Origin of the sequence: Methanobrevibacter filiformis, assembly GCF_001639265.1 — an archaeon.
Lineage (GTDB): Archaea > Methanobacteriota > Methanobacteria > Methanobacteriales > Methanobacteriaceae > Methanacia > Methanacia filiformis.
In genome coordinates, this window is record NZ_LWMT01000137.1 from 1 (window position 1) to 1,829 (window position 1,829).

1 pseudogene is annotated in these 1,829 nt (G+C 32.9%); it reads right to left on the reverse strand.

The window, feature by feature from the left end:
- Positions 1 to 1,829 (reverse strand): annotated as a pseudogene (locus tag MBFIL_RS04205) (hypothetical protein); the annotation flags it as partial.

Sequence of the window (1,829 nt, forward strand, 5' to 3'; positions counted from 1 at the left end):
CAATAACAAAAACACCAGAAGCATTAGTCAAACCATTATTAGTCACAGTAATAGTGTACAAAACATTATCACCAACACTCACAACAGTAACATTCGCAACCTTAACAATACTCACATTAACAGTATCATTAACAACAACAGTCTCATTATCCTCAGGATCACCAGTATTAGGCTCATCAGTAGTAACATTCACAATGTTTGTGATATTTCCTGTGCCAGTAACAAGAACAGTTAGGTTTAAGGTTACAGATTCACCAGTACTCAAATCACCAATATTCCAAATCCCAGAAACATTATTATATATTCCTTTACTTGCATTAGCACTAACAAACTGCACTTTACTATTATTAGTTAAATTCTCAATAACAAAAACACCAGAAGCATTAGTCAAACCATTATTAGTCACAGTGATTGTGTATAAAACATTATCACCAACACTTGCAACAGTAACATTCGCAACCTTAACAATACTCACATTAACAGTGTTATTTACAGTGACAGTCTCATTATCCTCAGGATCACCAGTATTAGGCTCATTAGTAGTAACATTCACAACATTCAAAATACTACCATTACCAACGACTAAAACAGTGATATTCAAACTTACAGATTCACCAGTGCCCAAATCACCAATATTCCAAATCCCAGAAACATTATTATATATTCCCTTACTTGCATTAGCACTAACAAACTGCACTTTATTGTTATTTGTTAAATTTTCAATAACAAAAACACCAGTAGCATTAGTCAAACCATTATTAGTCACAGTAATAGTGTATAAAACATTATCACCAACACTCGCAACAGTAACATTCGCAACCTTAACAATACTCACATTAACAGTATCATTAACAACAACAGTCTCATTATCATCAGGATCACCAGTATTAGGCTCATCAGTAGTAACATTCACAACATTCAAAATACTACCATTACCAACGACTAAAACAGTGATATTCAAACTTACAGATTCACCAGTACTCAAATCACCAATATTCCAAATCCCAGAAACATTATTATATGATCCTTTACTTGCATTAGCACTAACAAACTGCACTTTACTATTATTAGTTAAATTCTCAATAACAAAAACACCAGAAGCATTAGTCAAACCATTATTAGTCACAGTAATAGTGTATAAAACATTATCACCAACACTCGCAACAGTAACATTCGCAACCTTAACAATACTCACATTAACAGTGTTATTTACAACAACAGTCTCATTATCATCAGGATCACCAGTATTAGGCTCATTAGTAGTAACATTCACAATGTTTGTGATATTTCCTGTGCCAGTAACAAGAACAGTTAGGTTTAAGGTTACAGATTCACCAGTGTTCAAATCACCAATATTCCAAATCCCAGAAACATTATTGTATATTCCTTTACTTGCATTAGCACTAACAAACTGCACTTTACTATTATTAGTTAAATTCTCAATAACGAAAACACCAGTAGCATTAGTCAAACCATTATTAGTCACAGTGATTGTGTATAAGACATTATCACCAACACTCACAACAGTAACATTCGCAACCTTAACAATACTCACATTAACAGTATCGTTTACAGTGACAGTTTCATTATCATCAGGATCACCAGTATTAGGCTCATCAGTAGTAACATTCACAACATTCAAAATACTACCATTACCAACGACTAAAACAGTAATATTTAAACTTACAGATTCACCAGTGCCCAAATCACCAATATTCCAAATCCCAGAAACATTATTATATGATCCTTTACTTGCATTAGCACTAACAAACTGCACTTTACTGTTATTAGTTAAATTCTCAATAACAAAAACACCAGAAGCATTAGTC